This is a genomic window from Paenibacillus sp. 276b (genome assembly GCF_900107875.1).
In the GTDB taxonomy this organism is placed as follows: domain Bacteria; phylum Bacillota; class Bacilli; order Paenibacillales; family Paenibacillaceae; genus Paenibacillus; species Paenibacillus marchantiae.
Genome location: NZ_FNRR01000001.1, coordinates 1,145,531 through 1,167,173, shown reverse-complemented (window position 1 = coordinate 1,167,173; position 21,643 = coordinate 1,145,531). Strand labels below are relative to the sequence as shown.

At 46.3% G+C, this 21,643-nt stretch carries 12 protein-coding genes; 1 reads left to right on the top strand and 11 read right to left on the bottom strand.

Annotated elements, in window-relative coordinates; all coding sequences use genetic code 11:
• Positions 1 to 226: 226 nt before the first annotated feature.
• From BLV50_RS05035 to BLV50_RS05000, 8 genes are all read right to left on the bottom strand, one after another.
• Complete coding sequence (locus BLV50_RS05035; protein ID WP_090806251.1) at positions 227 to 3,475, bottom strand: glycosyl hydrolase; 3,249 nt, start codon at positions 3,473 to 3,475, stop codon at positions 227 to 229.
• The gene (locus BLV50_RS05030) at positions 3,472 to 5,490 is read right to left on the bottom strand and encodes a glutaminase family protein (RefSeq protein ID WP_090807490.1); all 2,019 of its coding nucleotides are present in this window, start codon (positions 5,488 to 5,490) and stop codon (positions 3,472 to 3,474) included. Before BLV50_RS05030 ends, BLV50_RS05035 begins: the two co-directional genes overlap by 4 nt.
• Before the next feature lie 133 nt (positions 5,491 to 5,623).
• A complete protein-coding gene (locus BLV50_RS05025; RefSeq protein ID WP_090806249.1) occupies positions 5,624 to 7,276 on the bottom strand; it encodes an extracellular solute-binding protein in 1,653 nt (550 codons plus the stop codon).
• 62 nt (positions 7,277 to 7,338) lie between these two features.
• Positions 7,339 to 8,235, bottom strand: coding sequence for a carbohydrate ABC transporter permease (locus tag BLV50_RS05020; protein ID WP_063565068.1), 897 nt, complete (start codon positions 8,233 to 8,235; stop codon positions 7,339 to 7,341).
• A gap of 12 nt (positions 8,236 to 8,247) precedes the next feature.
• Positions 8,248 to 9,174 carry an ABC transporter permease gene (locus tag BLV50_RS05015; protein WP_082935088.1) on the bottom strand — a complete coding sequence of 309 codons (927 nt, stop codon included), beginning with the start codon at positions 9,172 to 9,174 and terminating at the stop codon, positions 8,248 to 8,250.
• A 44-nt stretch (positions 9,175 to 9,218) separates the two neighbouring features.
• Positions 9,219 to 12,299: an alpha-mannosidase gene (locus tag BLV50_RS05010; RefSeq protein WP_090806248.1), complete on the bottom strand. Its 3,081-nt coding sequence runs from the start codon at positions 12,297 to 12,299 to the stop codon at positions 9,219 to 9,221.
• A gap of 46 nt (positions 12,300 to 12,345) precedes the next feature.
• Positions 12,346 to 14,550 (bottom strand): hypothetical protein, encoded by a 2,205-nt coding sequence (locus tag BLV50_RS05005; protein ID WP_090806246.1) that lies wholly within the window; start codon positions 14,548 to 14,550, stop codon positions 12,346 to 12,348.
• A gap of 168 nt (positions 14,551 to 14,718) precedes the next feature.
• Complete coding sequence (locus BLV50_RS05000; protein WP_079696102.1) at positions 14,719 to 15,867, bottom strand: GntR family transcriptional regulator; 1,149 nt, start codon at positions 15,865 to 15,867, stop codon at positions 14,719 to 14,721.
• 306 nt (positions 15,868 to 16,173) lie between these two features.
• On the opposite strand from BLV50_RS05000, the gene BLV50_RS04995 reads away from it, so the two are divergent.
• Entirely contained in the window at positions 16,174 to 18,228 is a 2,055-nt protein-coding gene (locus BLV50_RS04995) for a GxGYxYP domain-containing protein (protein ID WP_090806244.1), read from the top strand.
• A gap of 216 nt (positions 18,229 to 18,444) precedes the next feature.
• On the opposite strand, the gene BLV50_RS04990 is transcribed toward BLV50_RS04995, so the two are convergent.
• The 3 genes from BLV50_RS04990 to BLV50_RS04980 all read right to left on the bottom strand — a co-directional run bounded on the left by BLV50_RS04990 (position 18,445) and on the right by BLV50_RS04980 (position 21,522).
• On the bottom strand, positions 18,445 to 19,593 hold the full coding sequence (locus BLV50_RS04990; RefSeq protein WP_090806242.1) for a glycoside hydrolase family 76 protein: 1,149 nt from the start codon (positions 19,591 to 19,593) through the stop codon (positions 18,445 to 18,447).
• A 161-nt stretch (positions 19,594 to 19,754) separates the two neighbouring features.
• Positions 19,755 to 20,642 carry a carbohydrate ABC transporter permease gene (locus BLV50_RS04985; RefSeq protein ID WP_063565073.1) on the bottom strand — a complete coding sequence of 296 codons (888 nt, stop codon included), beginning with the start codon at positions 20,640 to 20,642 and terminating at the stop codon, positions 19,755 to 19,757.
• Between the two features lie 10 nt (positions 20,643 to 20,652).
• Positions 20,653 to 21,522, bottom strand: coding sequence for an ABC transporter permease (locus BLV50_RS04980; RefSeq protein WP_063565231.1), 870 nt, complete (start codon positions 21,520 to 21,522; stop codon positions 20,653 to 20,655).
• Positions 21,523 to 21,643 lie beyond the last annotated feature (121 nt).

Below are 21,643 nucleotides of genomic sequence, written 5' to 3'. Positions count from 1 at the left end.
ATTTACATAATAATTATGAAAACGGTTTTCGTCAACACAATTTTAAATCGCTTTCATTACGTGTGAGGTCTAATCATTTGATGAATAACCCGGTTCAAATATAATTATTTCCAGCGAAGTAAAGCTCAGTCTTTTTGTTCCAATGCAAAAAAAGCCGCCAGTTTGGCGACTTTATCGTGTTCATATTCTTCCCCCGCGAATCCAAAACCTAAACCTGAATCATGCATTATTTTAATATTTTAGTTACAAGTTTTACCTGCCCATACATGCCCGAAGGTAGTGAAGACTTTCCATATAGATTCTCCAGTGTATTAGCCACATGAATGTCGATTACATTATTACCTCGAAGCATGTAAGACGTGACGTTCCAATGATAGGGTGGCCATAACCGGACGCCAACCTGCTCCCCATTCACATACAGGCAAGCCGTCTCTCTAATATCTTCCGCTTCCAGCCAAATTTCATTTGCCGAATTCAAGCTGAAATCAGACAAATCCAGTTGCTGCGAGTACACTCCTGCTCCCGAATAGAAAGGATAACCTTCAACATTCCAAACCCCAGTCATTTGTTCAGGTTCAACGGTTAATGTAGTCTGATTTTCTACAGCAAATGAACCAACCAGATAAGCAGGAAAGGAAATGGCTGGCATCGGTTCCAGCAGTGAAACCGTGAGAACTTCAAGCTCATTCTCGCCTTTAACAAGCTGTTTGGTAATGTCCACACCAGCGTAATGAATATCTTGCCACAGTGAAGGCTGGAGTGCTTCCATCCGTACTCCATTAACAAAGATTTCAACATTACGTCTGCGTTGGAGGAAACCAATATGGGATGGAATTTTTTGCTCGATATCGTCAAGGATTAGCTCAATCGTGAAGATCCGCTCATTTCCAGCTTCGTTTAAATGGACTGCATCTTGCTGTAATTTCGTAAACTCGATCCATTCTTCAGTTACGACAAACGTCGTCCGGTACGTGTTGACTTGGCCTGGCATCGTTGCATTCATTCTGGACTGACGGTCATTCAATGTGACCTGCCACTGATCCAACACAAGCACATTGGGTTCGACGGTCTGAAACTGCCAATGATCACCTAGTACCAACACATCGGAGGTATCTTGCACTTTATGATTTATAGGCTCTTGCGGTTTGGGATGTGTCGAATCTTCAGTGTGAAGCAGATCAGGTAAATGATCAAGTCTAACGGATAGAAGACGAAGCTCTCCCGGTACAAATGTTAGAACAGCATCATGACTCAACGGGTTTATACTCCCGTTTTCCAAGTTCCATTCTTCCATCTGTTCTTCTATGTGTTCTTTCACAGGGTTCTGATGGAGTTGAATGGTCACGGGCTGCTCCGACCAGTTCATCAGCCATGTGTGCACATGATCTTCAATTTTGCGTTCAACGCTAATGAGATCCTCAGCTTGCCCCTCGATCTGTTTCCAGGCAATCGCTGGTGATGATGTCGTTAACTCTCTTAACTGAACACACAAGTTCATAAGTGTGTCGTTATGAGCTGTGTTTTTCATGGAATAGAATAAGCTGTACCCTTTGCCAATCGCTTGTAATTCCCCTGGCTGAGGATCGGAGCCATATAGTTCGTTCATATACTTCCGTAATTCCGGATCTTGGCGCTGTCGCTTACTATCACAAGGAATTGCCCCAACCGCTATAAGCGTTCCACCACGGTTTACAAAGGTAACAAGCTGTTTTGCGATATCTACAGACATGACCGTAATTTCCGGCAAAATCAAAATCGAATATTCGTTTCGTTCTCCGTTAAACTGATATCCTCCAGCATGAGTAATCTTCGCCTCCCTGAGTTGACACTCATCCACATAATCGTAATCAATGGAGCTGCGCAGCATGCGGTCTGACAATAATGAAAACAGTTGATCCGCAGCTGGATGCTGGTTCGATTCACCGGATAAGAACATATGCTCATATACCGTTTGGATCGGTGATAACAGAAGTACTTCAGGTGTACGCTTCGTGAAAGTACCCAGTACACTCAACCGACCAAGATAATCGGCAAAAGTCCGATAATGTGACCAATGCGGTGCATGCTTGAATTCCGTAGGTGGAAAGTCTGTTTTCCGATACCCTGCAAACGAATAGTAAAATGCATGCGGGATAAACAAATTAACACCCAAAAATGCCATAAAATTGGCATCAAGCCGCCTTTGTCGCATGGCATAGGCATGACCGCTTGCACCAAATGACTCACAAATAACTCTTTTTTTCCCGTCCAACTGTGCGACAGACCCGGCCGTCTTTACGGATACAATACGATGTGGATTCTCCTTTGTACCGATTCCATGTGTCAGGTAGTCCACACCTGCATAATGGAACTGCTGCAATACACGGGTTTGATTACCCTGCGACCGAGCCTGCCCCCAGACGGGTTCTTCCAGCGTATGGCCGATGTACAGCAAGCTGTGTGATTCACACCACGAACGAATAGCTTCATGATAACCTTCCACATACCAACGGGTAATCGTATCATAATAGTCCTGCCTCGCAGACCTGCTGCCATCGGCCATACCATATAACAACGCGCCTAATCTTGGAATCAGATCATATCCGTTCTCCTGCTCATACCGCTCCACCATCCCATGTGTCCAAGCGAATACGATTCCGGGCAGAGTTGCATTCACATCCTGAACCGACGTTCGGATGGCTTCGACTCCGAAAAAACCGTCGTGGATCATGAGCCCAGGTTCATCCGTGAATACACCTTGAATGGTCACTCCGAAATGAGGCTGAAATTGCTGAAACGGCTCATATGCCGACTGAATGAAAGCCTGCACCGCTTCCGGGTTCAACGTGTCCAGATAATACCCTTTTGCAAACGTGATCCCTTCAGCAATTTCACAGGACCAGCAGGCAAGTATAATATAATCCTCGTCGTTATCAGGCTTCCATTCCTGTCCGCATAACTCTGTAATATCCTCAGGTTGATCATAGATCAGCCATTCCCCTTCTTGCTGGATGGCACGATAAGCGAGAATTGCGATGAGTTCATTGTTAGCGTAGGTGGCAAAATCGAGAGATAACATTTCCTGCTGTGCATCGTGTAAATATCTTCGTTCCTCAACCCTCAAGTATCTCATACGATATTCGGGATACTGCCTAGTCAGTTTACCTCCCAGTGTTCCGCTCGGCCAATTGTCCTCATCATACAGCCAGACCACCATATCACGCTTCTGGCACTCTTTTGTGCAGAAATCCAGCGTATCCATGAACTCTTCTGACAGGTACGAGGCCTGCATCCCGTGACGTGCATGCAATACAACACCGCCAACACCGGCTTCAACCATGGATTGAATTTGGTTTTCTAACTCAGGCTTGCTAAAACTGTGGTTCAAAAACCAAAAGGGCTGTGGACGATACGTCGCCTCAGGATTCTTGAACTGCTGTTGTAATTTATGAATATCCGTGATTTTCAACTCCAATTCATCACCTGATCTCATCATGATTTTGATACAGATGTCTTTCTCAGCAAAGGAATGAAAAATCCACCGACAACCGACCGATTTTGAAAATTCAACTGCTTTCCGGTGATGGTGTCATACCAGTCTGTTACAGGTACACGGCTCGATGTTTCATTCATAAAGTCCCACAGAGGAGAAATCATCTGTTCGAACTGAGGCTGCGATTCGCTCATGGAGGCACACCATACGAGCCAATCAGACTTGGTGTATGTCTCACGGCTATCCAGCGGTATGCCATATCGATTCTGTTTTAGCTGATAATAAGCCAACTCTTTAGCAGCCACTTCTTTTGAGAAAAGGTTGAAGTCCAACAAACGATCCCACACCAGATTGTATTTCATGCTCCATGACTCATCCGAGCTGTCAAAAGTCAGCTTGTAGTGATCACCTGCTGTCGCCATGGATGACCACTCCTCTGCCATTTTTTCAGCCGCTTCACGATAAACGGCACCATCCGGCAAACCAAGTTCATCACACATATACGCATAGGCGGCAATGCCTAATATCGCTTTAATCGATAAGTTCGCATTGTGCGCTAGATGTCCGGCGAAGTCGTCCGTGCACAGTTGATTGTCAGGGTCCAGACCATGTTGCAACAAATATGAAGCCCAAGTTGTTAGAAGTCCCCAGTGCTCACGGGCAAATTCCGCATGCTTCTCATATTTGCATACCGTTGCTGCCATCAGGAGCATATTGCCACATTCCTCGATGGGCATCTGGTATTCGAGTTTGTTCTCTCCGTAAACCTGGCCGTTAGCTTGGGGGTAAGTCCCCACGTCATGTGGAGCAAAATCAAACGTCCAATCCGTGCTTTCGGCATACTTATAGATTGGACGCATCATACCTTTGACCAATTCGGTGTTATACCTCAGAAACAACGGAATCGAGGGGTAGCTCACATCCACCGTCGCGATACAGCCGTTACTAAAATTCTCTTTGGAGAAAAATAATACTTCTCCTGCTTCATCAGCAACCAATTTATGTGCAGCAATCGCTTGCCGATAGGTCAATGCCAGAATGTCTCTATATTGGTTCCCACCTGCAGCCTGACTCTCCGTTAAGAGTTCCCGATTAAAGCGGTCGCATCGTTGTACTACCTCTTCATATTGATCCGCTGCTTTTACCAGCATCTCCTCAAATGTCATACCATTTTTCTTCCAATACGCATTCAGTGGTTGGTGAAAATATTCAATCGCATGAATATCATCATAGGCGAGCATCACGTAGCGGGATGCTGGCTCTTCATGGATAAGACCCAAATCCATTTCAGTTGCCATAATAGCCATATCGCCAGATATGGACTTTGGCTGGATAGAATCATCTCCTGTCTTAAAAAGACCTGACCGGGCATACTCCTCACGCTTGGATACCGCATGGATGACCGATTGAGATTGATGAGATCGCTGAACCACCAGATACATATAACCCCAGTCTATTCTCGTATCATCTCCGGCACGTTTTAATATAGGTTGTTCCACCGTTCCTATAGACATGGCGTGTAACTGTTCATTAATTATATGAGACTCCCAGGTGACTTGCTGATCAGGAGTATGTACACACCATTCACCTGTCACATCAAAATAGATTTTCACTAGATGGCCTTGACCATCTATCGCTCGAACATGGAACGTAACATACGTCACAGGTCTGGATAACATTTCAAGATCATCGAGCAATAGCGGTGTGGTAAAATGAACCTCAAGTTCGATGCCTTCTCCTTCAAAGGTGTAACGGGTAGTCACCGGCTCAACGGTTAGATTCGTCTGAGTGAGCACGTCAGGCTCCTCAACGGTTGAAGCTTCGTGAACGTCTACTTTCCCCATAAACCTTCTGATTTTGCCGTCAATGACAATCATGCCAACCATACCTTGAGTTTTATTCGTCCAGTGCCTGGTGTGATCATCATAGAGATGGTCAGCAGCAGACCATACGCTGAAATAAGGGTCTACCGTAATTAAAGGTACGGATGGTGGTCTAAATGTCGTCATTTGTTTCATCTCCTTCAATTCATTTTTCCAACGAAAACGGTACATCCTGATTCAAAAGGGAAAGGCTTCGCTCGCCTTGTTGACCAAGGCGCTGCAAAGCCTATTTGATTTCCCTGATAATCGTTAACCTAACTCTTCAGCATCAGTTCGGCATTTGAACAGTTACGATATCTTTTCCTTTCAGATTCTCATTGGTGAACTGCATCGCTTGGTCGTATCCGGTCTTCCGAAGCTGTTCCCTGAGGTCGTTGATAATGCTAAGGGCTGCTTCATCCGATTTTGCGAAAATAGCTTCCTTCCAGGCATCTCCCATCCGGTCCATGGAAGGCTTCAACATTTCCCATTCCGGTGATTTGGTAATCACATCGCCCGGGTTATAGGCTGTAATCACATGAATGCCATTTGGTCGCAGGATTTTCCGGGCGTTCTCCATGGCATCGAGTCTTTCCTGGTCTGCCCAGATGTCGCCGCCTGCTGCCGAATTGATCCGGTCAAGCCCCGTGATCGATTCCAGCCCAATGGAAATACCCTCGTTTTTGCGAACTTTACCGGATTGATCTGCTGTAAACTTATCGAACCATTCTTGATTCGGTACTGGTTTGCCATCCTTCATATCCCAGTGAACCCCTTGAACTCCGTACCGGGCCAGCATGAAGCCTTCGTCAGAAGCCATGTAATCGAGAAACTTGAGCGCTACATCTACACACTCGCCCTTGCAGCTACTGGTGATAGCCGTTACGTTGTTTCCTTGAATGCCAAGATCAACAGGCCGGCTCGCGTCAACATCTGCCCGCTCCAATGGTCCGATTGGGATGTAATCGCTTCCAGAATGTGAAGTAACATATTCTTTGGAGGCGTCCAAAATGGCCGGATAATGTGCGGCAAGGATAGCAATACGTCCTTGATTAATTTTTTCTTTGGCAATAGGATCCGTCTGAGTAAAGGCTTCGGGGTCCATCAGCCCTTCCTCAACCAGTTTACGATAGAACAACGTGTATTCTTCGTATCCTTTGGTGAAAAAGTTATGTTCTACCGTTCCGTCACCTTTGTCTACATAGCCTGCTCCGGAATAGAACATCGTGTTTCCGATGCCTACGGACCATCCGTTACTAAATCCGCCCAGTGGAAACACGGGCTGACCGCTCTCCTTCAGGTTGGCATCTTTGATTTTTTGGAGGAAGTTATAGAAGTCTTCCTTCGTCACTACAGACTGAGGATCCACGCCGACTTTCTCAGCGATGTCTTTGCGAACATAGAAGCCATACAGCCAATCCATGCCGTCTTCGTTCGTTGCGGGCTGATTTTGTAAAAGTAAATATTTCTTGCCGTCATACGCATCTATCGCTTTTTCATACAATGCTGGCGGCACATTCTCTTTCGCAATGGATTTCGCCAGGTTCGGGTAATCCCCCAATTTATCGGATATATCTACCAGCTGTCCTTCTTTGGCAGCCTTGATGATCCCGTCCAGCTCGCCGCCCCATGCAGGTCCGGTGTAGATATCCGGCAAATCCTGTGTGGCGAAAATCTGGTTTACTTTCTCCGTCTCGCTGCCTTTCGTATATTCCCACTCTAATGTGACGCCAGTTTTCTCTTTGATGACTTCCTCGACAGGGGTTATCCCATTATCCGATCCGCCTGAGCCATTCCAATTGTGCAAGATTTTGAGTTTATTTCCGTTCTCGCCTTCTGCGCCTTCCCCGTTCCCTGATGAATTCGTGCAACCGCTCAGCAAACCTCCAACCATGATGGACACGAGCAAGATGGATACGCCTTTCGACCAAATCCTGTTCAAACCAATCGCCTCCTTGAATAAATGATCTCGGTAAAGCTCTAGCAAATTCAGGTCAGGATGATCTACCCTTTAACCGAACCAATCATAACCCCCTTCACGAAATATCGTTGCAGAAACGGATATATACATAAGATCGGGAAAACCGTAATAACAAGCAATGCCATACGAAGTGATTCAGGTGTTGCTCCTGCTCCACCGACACCACCAACCGTCTGCCCACCCTGCTGAGCTGCACGCTGCATCGAATTGGATAATGCCTCTGCTTCCGTCAGCATTTCTTGCAGTAGGGTCTGCACCGGTATCAAATCTTTGTTCGAGACGTAATAAGCGCCCGAGAACCAGTCATTCCAGTGGGCTACCCCAATAAACAGCGAGATCGTTGCAAGTACCGGCCCGGAAAGAGGCAGAATGATTCGTACGAAGATTTGAAAATCTCCATACCCGTCAATACGCGCCGATTCCTCCAGTTCCTCAGGTATGCCTTGCAGGAATGTCCGAATAATGATGATGTGCATGAAGTTGAACAACAAGGGCAAAACGTACACCCAGAAACTATTAATCAGATGCAGTTTTTGGAGCGTAATGAAGAATGGAATGAATCCCGCGCTGAAAATCGTAGGCAAAAAGATGTAAAAGGTAAAAAAGGAGCGACCTGGCAATGTTTTTTTGGAAAGTGCATAGGCCATGAGTGTACACAATACAACGTGGAGAAAAGTACCCAGCACGGTGCGCATAATCGTAATTTGATATGCCTTCCAGATCCGTGCGTTATCGAATACCTGAGCATAGTTATCCAACGTGAATTGGCGGGGAAGAAAATAAATCGCGCCTTGCATCGAATCCTTACCGTCGTTCAGTGAATAAGCCAAGATATATATAAACGGGTAAATCATCGAGAATCCAACCAAAGCAAGAAAAATATAGTTAAGTACCGAGAATAAGGACCATTTTCGTTCCATAAGGTCACCTCCTTAGAACAGGGATACATCACTGACTTTGCGGGCGATGCGATTAACGGTTACAACCAGAATGAGTGCGATAACACTTTGGAATAGTCCTACAGCTGCAGCGTAACTGAGACGTCCTTCTCGAATCCCGGAGTTAATGGCATGCACGTCCAGTACACTGCCAAGACTTGCGGTTGCCGGTCCATTCAGGAGAAGCAGTTGTTCATAACCTGCGCTCATCAGACTGCCCACAGCGAGTATGAATAATATGATAGCTACATTGCGGATACCTGGAAGCGATACATGCCACATCTGTCTGAAGCGTCCCGCACCATCCATTTTGGCAGCTTCGTAAAGCTGCTGATCAATACCCGCAATCGCGGCCATAAAGATGATGGAATTCCAACCGATATTCTTCCAGATGTCTGAACCGACGATCATCTGATAGAACCATGTTGGATTATTCAGGAACTGGATCGACTCCGCTCCAAATGAACCCAATAAGTCATTGACTGGCCCCCCATACGGCGTTAGGAGCCGTTGCATCAGCGTAACCACAACGATCCAGGATACGAAATAAGGCAAGTAGGAAAGGGTCTGAACCGTCTTTTTGAATTTAATCATTCTGACTTCATTTAAGAGGAGTGCAAGAATGATTGGCATCGGGAAGCCAATAAGCAGTTTCATGAGACTGATAATGATCGTGTTACGGATGATGTCACCGGATTGATAGTAATTGAAGAACTGTTGAAAGTACTTAAGGCCTGCCCATGGACTTCCGGTGAATCCGCCAACGAAATTGTAATCCCTAAAAGCAACCTGAATTCCATATAGCGGTACATAGGAGAACAGGAAAAACCAGACGATTCCGGGCAGCATAAACAAATAAAAGAGTTTATGCTGCCAGATTCGCTTCATCAATCGATTGTTGCTCACTCGTGTCTTGATCACATTCCAACCTCTCCTTTCTCATAATGGACGGTCATCCATCCCAGCTATAGCTGTCCTTGCTTCAATCGTAACGTGATGATTTCAAATGGCGTGAAGGATAAAGCCATCTCGGATGCTCCTGCAAATGAAACGGGTGAAATGATATTTTCCATAAGATCAGTCGTCCAGGCTTCTGCTATATGGAATCCAAGATGTAATACTGTGGTGGCATGTGTTCCCGAAGTTTCATATAGACGGACGATGATGTCGTCTCCATCCTCGGCTTTTTTGACGGATTCCACCATGATGTGCGGATGATCCGGCTGAAGAAATGTTTTCGAATATGGGAGCTTACCGTTCTGCTTACCAGATACAGATGATAAGGAAACTGTACGAAGCGGGATGTTCAGTTCATTACCTCTTCGATAGATCTCAGCCTGAACATGGTTGCCTTGATGCGGATATAACGAATAGGTGAACGTATGCTCCGCACGATCCGCTTCCGGATCAGGATACGAGCTGCTGCGCAGCAAATTCAGACCAAGCACATTATCGATGGCTCTATGACCATATTTACAATCATTAAGCAATGCGACTCCATAATCCGGCTCCGATAAGTCAATCCACTGATGAGCACATATCTCATCCTTGGCGAAGTCCCACATGGTATTCCGATGAGTTGGTCTAGTCAAACTGCCAAATTGGATCTCACAGTGAACCTGATCTGTACGGATATTCACCGGGAATGAAGTACGAAGCATTTTACCATTCTCTCTCCAATCCACGGTCGTCTCGAAATCAATCCGTCTGCTGCCTTCTGTCAGAACCACCGTCTGGATCAGAGTGGATTCTCCATAGTTATATTCGAAGACCAACCCGACTTTTGGTCCTTCACGAAGCTCGCGAATGTCATGAAGCGTTAATGGCATACCTGTATGTGCGGAATAGTCATGACTGAAATCCCAAGCATCTCCTTCGTCGTGATACACACGAAGTGCATTTCCCGGATGACCTTGCGGAATGACTTCCCGCGCTTCAGCCTTGTCCTGTATGGAGATAATGGCTCCATTCCGATCAAACTTCACGATGAATGTGTCGTTCTCCACACAGCGTTCTTCAGCGGAAACGTGAAATTCCGACTCTTGTATTCCCGGAACTAACTGGGCGCATGATGCGATTTCATCTATAGCACCCTGGTCCACATGATCTACCATTGTGTATCCCATGGATGGAACCTGAACCTTGCGCCAGTTTCCATTCGTGTGAATCCATTCCTGACGCTCCCAAGGCAATGAATTGAATATCACCACGGAGCAGCTGGATGAGGATTCGATATTTGAAGAGATCTGGTCTGCCATATGGCTGTAGGTTTCGTTGATCATATTTTCTGTCTGATCTAAAAGTTCTTCATATCGTATGAGTGACTCATCGTACACACGCTTGATGGAAGACCCCGGAAGGATATCATGGAACTGATACAAGAGGACTTCCTTCCATATCGTTTCCAGTGACTCGGACGGATAAGACTTGCCTAGCTGTGAAGCCACAAGTACTGAGGCGAACTCCAATTCGCGCAGTGCTTTCTCCATCTTCCGGTTATACCACTTACTTCGCGCCTGACTGGTCAGGGTTCCTTGATGTTTCTCCAGGTAAAGCTCACCGCGCCATGTCTGGAACCGTTCACGTTCTTCATTAAGTCGTTCGAAAAATTTCCAAGAAGGTTCCTGTATAACAGGGGACAAGCCAAGCAGGTTTTTCTCCCGTGTAAGCCGCTCCAAATGCTCTTCGCCAGGCCCTCCGCCTCCGTCTCCTATACCAAAGAGCATTAGCGCATGGTTTGATACATTTTTATCCAGATACCCCTGTTCAGCACTGATGATCGAACGCGGAGCTGCAGGACTGTTGTAAGTATCCTCTGGTGGCATATGTGTTAATACAGCTGAACCATCAATTCCCTCCCATAGAAAGGAATGATGAGGATGTCGGTTATACTCACTCCAGGAGAGCTTCTGGGTCATCATGTAATCCACACCGGATTTCTTTAATAACTGGGGCAAACTTGCCGAGTAGCCGAATACATCAGGCATCCAGAGCGATTTCATTTCCAGACCAAATTCCTGCTGGAAATAACGCTTGCCATACAAAATCTGGCGTACGAGTGATTCACCACCAGGCACATTGGTATCCGATTCTACCCACATGGCGCCTTGCGGTTCCCATCTGCCTTCACGTACACGTTCCTTGATCTGCTCATACAGCTTGGGATAATGCTGCTTCATCCAATCGTACAGCTGCGGTTGGCTCGCTCCGAACACATAATCAGGATAACGCTCCATCATGCGAAGCACAGTTGAGAACGTTCTAGCTCCTTTACGGATCGTTTCACGGATCGGCCATAACCAGGCCAAATCTATATGAGCATGACCCACAGCGCTTAGGGTTAAGACCGGATCGCCCCCCTGCAGGGTTAGCTGTTCATGTAGTCGATTCTTCGCTTGCTCGACACTCTCTTTCGAGAAATCGATCAACTGTACTGAAATATCATAGAGCGTCTGATAGATTCTCTCCTTCCGAGCGGAACCGTCATGGAGCTGCTCTGCGGTCTCCAAGAGCACCTCGGTATCGTAATAGAGTTCCCGAATATCTTCCCTACAGTAGGCGATAAGTGCTTCTTTCAACGTCCCTCCCCGATACTTGCCGAACAGATCGTTATTGCCTGCATCTGCCCACACTTCAACTTCCTGTCCATTTACAGATGTCTCATGGAGCTGCACGACTCGTTTCCCAGGCAGACCTAATGAAAAATCAAATTCGGAGTTAATCGTCGTCAACCCTTGGATAGGTGACCCTTCATGGTCAACCAGACACAGCTCACCGTTGACATCCAGCAAGAGGACCGTGGTTTGGTTACCTGTGACTGCCGGAAGATTACCTGCAAAACGGAACCAGGCACAATCCCATAACTCTCCCCATTGTTCTCCTTGCTTGAGTGTCACTTTCGTGCCGGTCATCCGTTCCTCGTAAGGTACGGGCTCTGGTGTAATCCAAGCCGTCACTTCTAATTCGGCAATCGGCTCATATATGGCTTCCCGAAGTTTGTTTAACATCTGTTTTAACCGTTCTGGCCTTATCGGTTCGTAGGGCATGCTAGTATACTCCTCTCTGTTACATCAATCAGGTTGTATTGTGAATTCAGGAAGTCCAGCGGACATGAACCTCTGCATTGTTCTCATTGCCATGTTCGTACTGAAGAAGCACTGTCTTTGAATCCGGGTCCCATTCCCATACCACGGGGACCATCTGCTCTTGAATGACATACTGGGCAGATAATGGTCTGGCCTTGCAATACAACCTTGCTGTTGCCTTCATGTTGGAAGGTCCTCTTGCAATGAATCGAAAACCTGTGGCCGACTGAGATAGACCTTCTATTCGGGAAGAAGCAGCAATGACGGATACTTCTCCATCCGTTGGACGACCCGCTTCAATATCATAGAGCAAGGCTTGCTCTCCCGGATTTAGGGTCACCTGGCTCAGCACTGAGAGCTTTGAATTGAACAAATCCACAATCGGACCTGGAATGACTACTGCCTCTTCGCTGACCGATTCATCGAGCACCGATACGATTAGATAGGGACCTCGTCTAATTTTGAAATATGGTTTCGATTCCCACTGTAGTTCTGGTCCGTGGACAGCTTCCATCGTTTCTTTGACAGATTGGCGCAGCCGATCAGCCCCTGCCTTCGATAAAGTGAAGTCAGCCGGATGTTCATCCAGCCAGTAAACTACCCCTTTTCCTACCTTATTGACACCTTGCCTCTTATCTTTTAGACCTAGTTGTTCAAACAAATGTGCTCGAGGGGAGTTATACGTCTGATCTGACTGCTCATGCTTGCGGTCATGGTTCCACCATGCACGAATATCGTGATACGGGTCGCTGTCATCGCCTACATAGATTAACGCTCCACCATCCTGTACCCACTGTGCAAGGGCATAATGAATGTCCGGATATTCCGGTTTGATAAATTCATAGCTCAGTATGAGCACACGATAAGTTGCCAAGTAACCCGGATACCGCCTTACATTATCCAGTTGAAGTGGACGGACAGGAATACCATGTTTCAATAACGGCAGTGTCAGACCGTAAAAAGGAGAAAAATCGAGTAGTTCTGTATCGCCATCCTCCTGGAATCCTTCAGGATCTGTCCCATCGTATTTACCGGCATGAGGTGCATTTGGATCTGGCTTCATTCGTTGAAACATTGCTGAGTCAGCAATAAAAACGCCAACTTGTAATGTCTCCTCTGCTGTTTCAATCACATCCTGATTCATGTTACCAAGCGTGTGCATGACCTGAAGCAAAGTTGTGGCATAGTCTGACGGAATTTGCTCCTTGCCAGAGCCATCCTCGGATGGATAAGTGCCTTGAAAGATTCGTCGAGGCCAAGGTGCGACTTCATAATGGGCGACCCCGGGATGCAGCAGTGAGGCAACCACCGTTTTTAAATAGTTCTGGCGGTAATCAGCCCAGGTATAATTCGGGTTATCTTCGATCGGATCATGCAGGAACCACATTCGTCTGTCGGTCCCACGAACCAGTTCCTGCATGACGCCATATTCAAGGTAAGCGGTTTCAAACGTACGTTCCTTACGCAACCCTTCATACACATTGGGGGTTCGGGATGTCCCGGTCCAGATCTGTGCAATATACCCATCGATGGAGGGTAGCTCTAGAAGCTGAGATTGTGGACTGACAATACGCCACTGTGTGTAATTAATCAGACTATGAGTCGGAACATAAAAGCGAAGGACACGACCATAACGTTTTAACGCGTAGTCCTTCATCTCGGCACATAATCGGTCCAGGACACGTGTATATAAATACGCTTTTAATTTGGAAGCTCGAAATTGGGCATCAGGTGAAGCATGTGGCGGAATCCAAGGCTCTTTGTAATACAACTGCCATTCCCGTTTAAAAGCTTCTGAATAGCCTCCGTTTACCCAGAATTCAGGTTCCTCCAGATGGATGGCTTCCACACCGGCGTCAACGGCAATACGTATTCGATCCGCTATGTAATGACCAAAGGAAATGGTAGGCACCATGTATGGAATGACTGGCTCGCTTCCATGAAGAATCATGTTGCCTTCCCGGTCCATTTGAGCTTCATCCCAATGTGTTGCTCCATCGACCTCACCATCCAAATAGCTGTTGTAGGTCCCCCAAGCAACTCCTGTCATCAAATGAACCACATATCCTTTTTCTTTCCACTTTAGAATGCGTTCCTGCATCGACTCATCAATGCCGTAAACCATCACAAAGTCAGTCTGCAGATCATAATCCGGATGGTAAGCAGCAGATTCTTGAAATCCCGTACGCTCTTCCTTTCGATCTCGTGCCATTTTCTTAACCTCCCCAAGCTCGTATTTGATTTGGGTTGCAATGTATGACTATCCATCTTTTTCTAGACTATAATATATGATATGAATATATTCAATATGTTTTTTATACAAACATAAAAAAAACCTTCTCCGCTTCTCTACGGAAAAGGTTTTCTTTTCTTGTGAACTTTAAGTTCGAGGAACCGTTCCGGTAGTTTGACGTACGACCAGCTCGGGTTCAATCAGCATTTTGCTATAACTTTTCGCTTCCCCATGACCACGTAATACTTCCAGTAATTTAGCAGCCGCCCGATACCCCATATCCCGCTCAAATTGCTTAACATGGGTAAATATACTGAATTCCTCCACGATTGAGGTGGGATCATCGAAGCTTACTATCGATACATCTTCAGGCACTTGAAGCCCTGCTTGCTTGGCCATTTGATAGATTTGCACACCTAACCTGCCGTTAAGCGAAACATAGGCTGTGACCATTCGATTTTGGATATATCGATACAAAGGGTGGGCCTCTGCTTCCTTAAGTTCAGTTAGCGGTTGGAAATCTGTGATCATATGAGCAGGATTAATTAACGCACCTTTGCCTTTTAAAGCCTCAATATAACCTTCGATCCGCTCCTGAACCGTAACTGTCTGAAGGGGAGAATCCGAGCAAATAGCGATATCCCGGTGTCCCAGCTCCCAAAGATGCTCCACAGCTAGCCTTGTGCCCCGTCTGCCATCTGCCGCAATATAATGTGTCTCGACCCCTGGCAAATAACGGTCCATCAGTACAAAAGGAAAACCCGAGAGCTTCATGCCAAGGATCTCCTCGTTGTAGTTCTCTTCATCAACAGGAAAGATTAATAGACCTTCTGCCCCAAGCGCCTTCATTTCCTTGATGACATCCTTCTCTTTATCCACCTTGCCATGTGTAAACATGATCATGCTGCGATATCCTTCGTCACGCAAGGCTTGCTCAATTCCCTCAACGAGCCTGATGGCAAAATAATCATGGATGGAGGGCACAATGATGCCAATCATTCCTGTAGACAGTGTCCCCTCTCTACCTTTCATTGTGTTCGCTTGCGATGAGGTCATAGAAGCACTATCCGCTTCTTCAGCTACAAAACTGCCTTTCCCCGGCACACGCGCAATTAACTTTTCATTTGCTAATCCGGTCAAGGCATTGGCAACTGTAATTTTACTGACCTGAAACTGATCCATCAGTTCCTTCTCTGTCGGTATGCGATCACCGGGTTTCATATTTTCTTGAGTTATGACATGTCTGATATAGTCCTGGATTTGTTGATACAGTGGAATTCGATCATTTGTACTCATTTTGATCACATCACCAATTCATTCATAATATTTGAGATATATAATATATCCTTTCACCTGCAAGTGCAATAAACAAGCTGATCTTATCTGCAGTTGCAAAGATTATCTCCTTGATATCATCGCATTTAATGTGCCTGATTTCCAGGAATAATGGGAAGTTTTGTCGAACCCCTTGTAAAATTATATATGAATATATTTAATATGTGTTGGATAGAGATGTGTGGATTGGCTTTTGGCCACAAGAGGAGGGTGGGTATTACGAAAGCACAGCTCTAATTCTTGACTATAACAAGGAGTGACTTCGCCATGGCTCGTAGATTCACGATGCTCTGTTTAGCTCTCATATGCGCTTTTTCATTAACCGCCGGCGCTGCTTCAGCTTCGGAAACGGATGTACAGACAGCCAAACCTGATGGGTCCAAACACCGTGAACTACCAAGTTTCAAAAAGCCGAAACATTTGGATGCAGCCGACATCTATGATGCGCCAGGTGATATCAAATTATTGCTGGGAACATTACAGGGAATCGTTAACAGAGAACAACCCCGAATTTATCTGATTGAGTCCCAGGAAGAAGGAAAATTGACCTGGCTTAAGGACATTAAGGTGCCTTACACACTTCATCAAGATTATTGGGAAGTGTTCTCTGCTTATCGCAGCGAAGTCAAAGGCATGGTTGTATATGATCCCCAAGTACCTGATACAATCAACGTAGCAACCACGCTCGCAGGACTGAAGAATGCTGTGGTTGCCAGTCCCGAGTTAGCAGTCAAATTGTCCAAAGCCCCTTACAAATTGAAAATTGTAGATGACCTGCGGGGTAAATTCAATAGTCGGATAGATGCCTATACTTGGCAATATGAGAATCTGTGGAAGAAAACGAACCACCAGATGTTAATTGGACTTGATCCGGATACGGCGATTCGCATTCCATCCGGCATGCCTGAATCCTTTGTTACGATTGCGGAGGAAAAACAACAGATTCGAGATGCAAGCAACCGTGACACGTATTCCCTGGACCTTTCTTCACTCTTGGGAAAATCTTCAGTATATCTCCGATTTGATGACGCTTTCACTCAGGATGGCTGGGGACCGGCTGTACATGAGATTACGGTCAAGGCGGATGGAAAAGAGATCGCTAACTTTATCGCAGGAACACCGGAAGAAGAACAATTCCTCTATGACAGACAGAATTCCAAGGTTGCTGAAGGAGAAGGCGGCCACCGTTTCGCCGATAATGGCAATTACTTTGTGTATGAATTCACTCCTCCTGCGGGTACTCAGAACCTGACGGCTGAAGTGGACATGTGGAATCAGTATAAAGTATCCGCGGGTAATATCCGCCCTCTCTCGGCTGAGCAACGGGAGCCCTATGCATATTTAAGGGATTATGCAGTCGCTAATAAAGCGATGGTATTCTGGTTGGATTCCAATATACCTGAGCAAAAAGCACTCTTCGAGAAGATCATGTCTGATGTAAAACCCGGAACTCCCTACCTTGGCTGGTTTAGCAATGATGTCGAAGGTGAGTTCAGCTCCGTTGAGATCGCATCTCGATATGGCGTCTATGTTCTCGCAGCGGATTGGTTCAGCAACCTGACTGTTTTCTCGGGGACAAAACCGAATCTCACCCCGGTGAAAAAATCTCCGCGACCTGCGCTGGAGAACAAAATCTATGTAACGTATACCTTTACGGAAGGCGATAATTTTCAGTATAACCAGCATCGCATGCGTGTGATGTGGGATGATCCGGCCAGGGGTAAGGTTCCGATTAACTGGACTTCAAGCCCGCTTCTCTACGAAGGTGCACCAGCAATATTGAATTATTATGTGAACACCGCAACCCCGAATGATCTGCTGATCGCAGGACCATCCGGTGCAGGATACTTCTATCCAGAGGCATGGCCCGACTCAAGCTTCCGGCAATTTTTGCAGCAAACTGAAAAATATATGAAAAAGACTGGCATGACCATTCCTTATGTGTTGAACCGTGTAGACAGCGAGAATGTACCTCTCACGCCATTTAAAGCCAAGGCTTATGCACAGGATTATCATGCACCCGGCTTATTCATCAGCTATGAAGACAACTATGGTGTGGAAATCGTTGATGATAGCCTGCCCGTATCCACAATTCGTGGGATAAGTACCGTGCAGGATGGATTACAGGTGCTGAATGAAGCGAAAGCGAATTGGGATGGTAAATCGCCATTGTTCGTTTCCCTTGGATTGCTTGCATGGAGTACGACTCCATCCGATGCACTGGCGATCACCGAAGAACTCGGAACAGAATTCAAGGTTGTCCGTGCTGATGACTATTTCTCCCTAATCCGAGAAAGCTACAACTTACCCGCTAGCAAGTAATCACCATACCTACAATGAATTTGCAGACGCATAAAAGCATCGTACCCTGAGTAATGGGGTACGATGCTTTTTTCGAATGAAGCCTCACCGCTGATTTACCGTTTAACAGTGACACCGGAACATAACAGCACCGCATGATCTTTCTCTTGGAAAGACTCATGCAGGCGCTGACCTCTAATAATTACTTTCCTATTAACCTATCTTCCACTCAAATGGCTACTTCTTCACTGGTCTATCCGGTTTACCTGGCTTATCCGCTTTGCCGTCTTCCAGCTTAGCAGCTCCTTCCAGCAGAAATACGCCGCTGAGCTGAGCCGTAAGGTCGAGTGGGTTCTGGGCTGCTTTACCCCATGCCTGACCGAATAATCCAGTGTCCCGGCTACCTTTCAGTAAGGCATCGGCATTGCGATAGACTGCCTTTTTCAGGCTCTTGTTATGCCCGACTTCATACAACTCAACCATGTAGCGGATCAGGATGCCTTTGAACAACGCACCGTCCCCGTCGCCGTCCTCTTTAAATATGCCCGTCTTCTCATCCGTTAAGGTTTTCAAAGAACCAGCTGCAGTTTTCTCGGCATCTTTCAAATACGTCTTCTTTCCTGTTATCCGGTAGAGTTCAACACCCGCTCCGATAAACGTGCCTTGATTGTACGTAAAGATCCATGCTTCATTCACATCCAGTGTGCCATCCTCCTTCAGCACCAAACCATCCGCTACCAGGCCCGTTTTCGGATTAACCAGATGTTGTTTCTCCCAATCATATATTTTTTTGGCCCATTCCAGATCCCGCTCATCGCCAAAACGTTCATACAACCTTGCAGCCAAGATAGCGGCAGGCCCATTGGAGCATGCATTTCGGTTATAACGCTGATTCTTTTTCCAAGCCATACCGCCAAGCTCATCTTCCCACCAGGCTGTCTTGATGTCATCCCACAACTCCATTACGTATCCCTTCATCTCTTCACTGCCTGTTGCATCATACAGACGAAGCCCGGCGAGCGCGAGCCATTCCATATCATCGTAGAATTCATTGTGAAGTGAACCATTGCGTGCAATGATACTGCGAACGAATTCTTCTGCACGCTCAGTGTAGGCCTTGTCTCCCGTACGTTCGTATCCGTCCACCAATGCATCGACCGCATGGGCCTTCCACCAGTAATTCAATGCCTGTTCACCTTCTGGTGTTGATGGATAAGCATTATTCATCATTTTTGATGCATCGTTCCAGTAGTACTCATGCAGCTTCTCTTGCGACCACTGCGCCTGATCTGCATAGCGATTCTTGCCACCGCTTGTTGCCCCCATGGTGGTGACCAGAATAATGCTGAGTACCAGCGTGAGGCTCACCATTTTCCTTTTGCTCATCAGATCCCTTCCCTTCTCCAATCGACTTATAACTAACAGTTTTACCCGTAAAGCAGTGTCAATCCCTTGCTCCAGCTCTGTTCACGCCTGTCCCTGACGGTGTTCCTTCACCCCCTTCCATATTTCTCAGGCAGAACTGCAGATGATGCTGATAACCAGAACTATTCTTTTACGGCTCCAAGTACGATTCCGTGGATCAGATAACGTTGCAGAAAAGGATATATCATCAGAATGGGAATCATGGATACCAGAATTTTGGCAGAATTCAACGTTGTATTGGAGATTTTATTGAACTGCTGCAGCTGTTCGACCGAAAGATTCTGCATCTGATCCCGTGTGAGGCTGAGCTGCTGCAGATAGGTCTGGAGCGGGATTTTGGAGCTGTCGTTAATCAGAATGATGCCGTCAAAGAAATTGTTCCAGTGCCCAACAATAACAAACAGCATGATCGTTGCCAGACTCGGCATGGAAATGGGGATGAAGATTTTGAGCAGAATTTTAAGCGGACTGGCACCGTCAATGAATGCGGCCTCCTCTAATTCCTTTGGAATTCCCTTGAAGAAGTTCATGAGGAGAATCACATTAAAGACAGGAACTGCCCCCGGCAGAACCAGCGCCCAAATGCTGTTAATTAACCCCAGCTTGCTGATGACCATATACCATGGAACGATTCCGCCGCTGAAAAGCATTGTAAACACAATAATCCACATATATGTGTTTCTCGATCTGAATTGTGTGACGCTTCGTGACAACGGATAGGCCATGAGAATGGTCAAAAACATGTTGATTGCTCCCCCCAGCACCACCCGCTCGACCGAGATGAAAAAAGCCTTCCAAAACTTCGTATCATTCAGAATCTGGCCATACGATGAGAAATTCAGCTCCACTGGAAAAAAATAGACCCGACCTGCATTAACAGCTGTACTGCTGCTGACGGACACCATAATGGTATTGACAATCGGCGCCAAGGACATGAACGTAATCAGAATTAACGCAAACATAATCAACAGGCGGGATAGCCTGGAGCCGAGCGATTTGGATTGAATCATGCTAACCCTCCTAGAAAATTCTGTACCCCGCATACCTCGAAGCCAGTCTGTAGGAAATCACGATCAGAACAAAGCTGATCACCGATTTCATCAGTCCAATCGCTGTTGCAAATGAATATTGCATGTTGATCAGACCCATACGGTATACAAAAGTATCGATAATATCGCCCGTTTCATATACCAGCGGATTATACAGGTTAAACACCTGATCAAAACCCGCATTCAGTACATTACCAAGACTCAGCGTACCCAGCAGGATAATCGTTGGGAACATACCCGGCAGCGTGATATTCAGCGTCTGTTTCCAGCGACTTGCGCCGTCCATTGCGGCAGATTCGTACAATGCAGGGTTGATTGCCGTTAATGCAGCCAGATAGACAATCGTCCCGTAGCCAAATTCCTTCCACGTATCCGTCACAATGAGCAGCGGCCTAAACCAGTCATTACTCGCCAGAAACATAATCCGCTCCAGTCCGAGAAACTCAAGGAAGTTATTCACCATGCCATCGAAAGAAAAGATCATGGTCAGCATGGTGCCCAGAACCACCCAGGACATAAAATGCGGCAAATAGACGATGGTTTGAATTGTACTCTTGAATACTTTCAGACGCACCTCATTTAACAGCAAAGCGAATACGATGGGTACAATCAACCCTAGAGCAATCTTTCCAACCGCGATAACCAATGTATTAATGAAAATCTGCTTCGCGTCCGGCAGTTGAAACATATATGTGAAATTGGAAAGCCCTGCCCACTTTGACCCGAATATTCCTTTGGCGGGAATGAACTTTTGGAATGCCATCACGACCCCGAACATCGGTACAATTGAGAAAATGAACAGCATGATCATGCCAGGCAGCAGCATAAAATGATAGGTCATTTCGTCAAAGGTTTTACGTTTTTTTTTGCTCCGGTAACGCACTTCCCGCTCTTGATTAACGGTTGTTTCCATTAGCGGCATTGTCCTTTCCACCTCCATCATGTGCCTAATTGGACAGGCT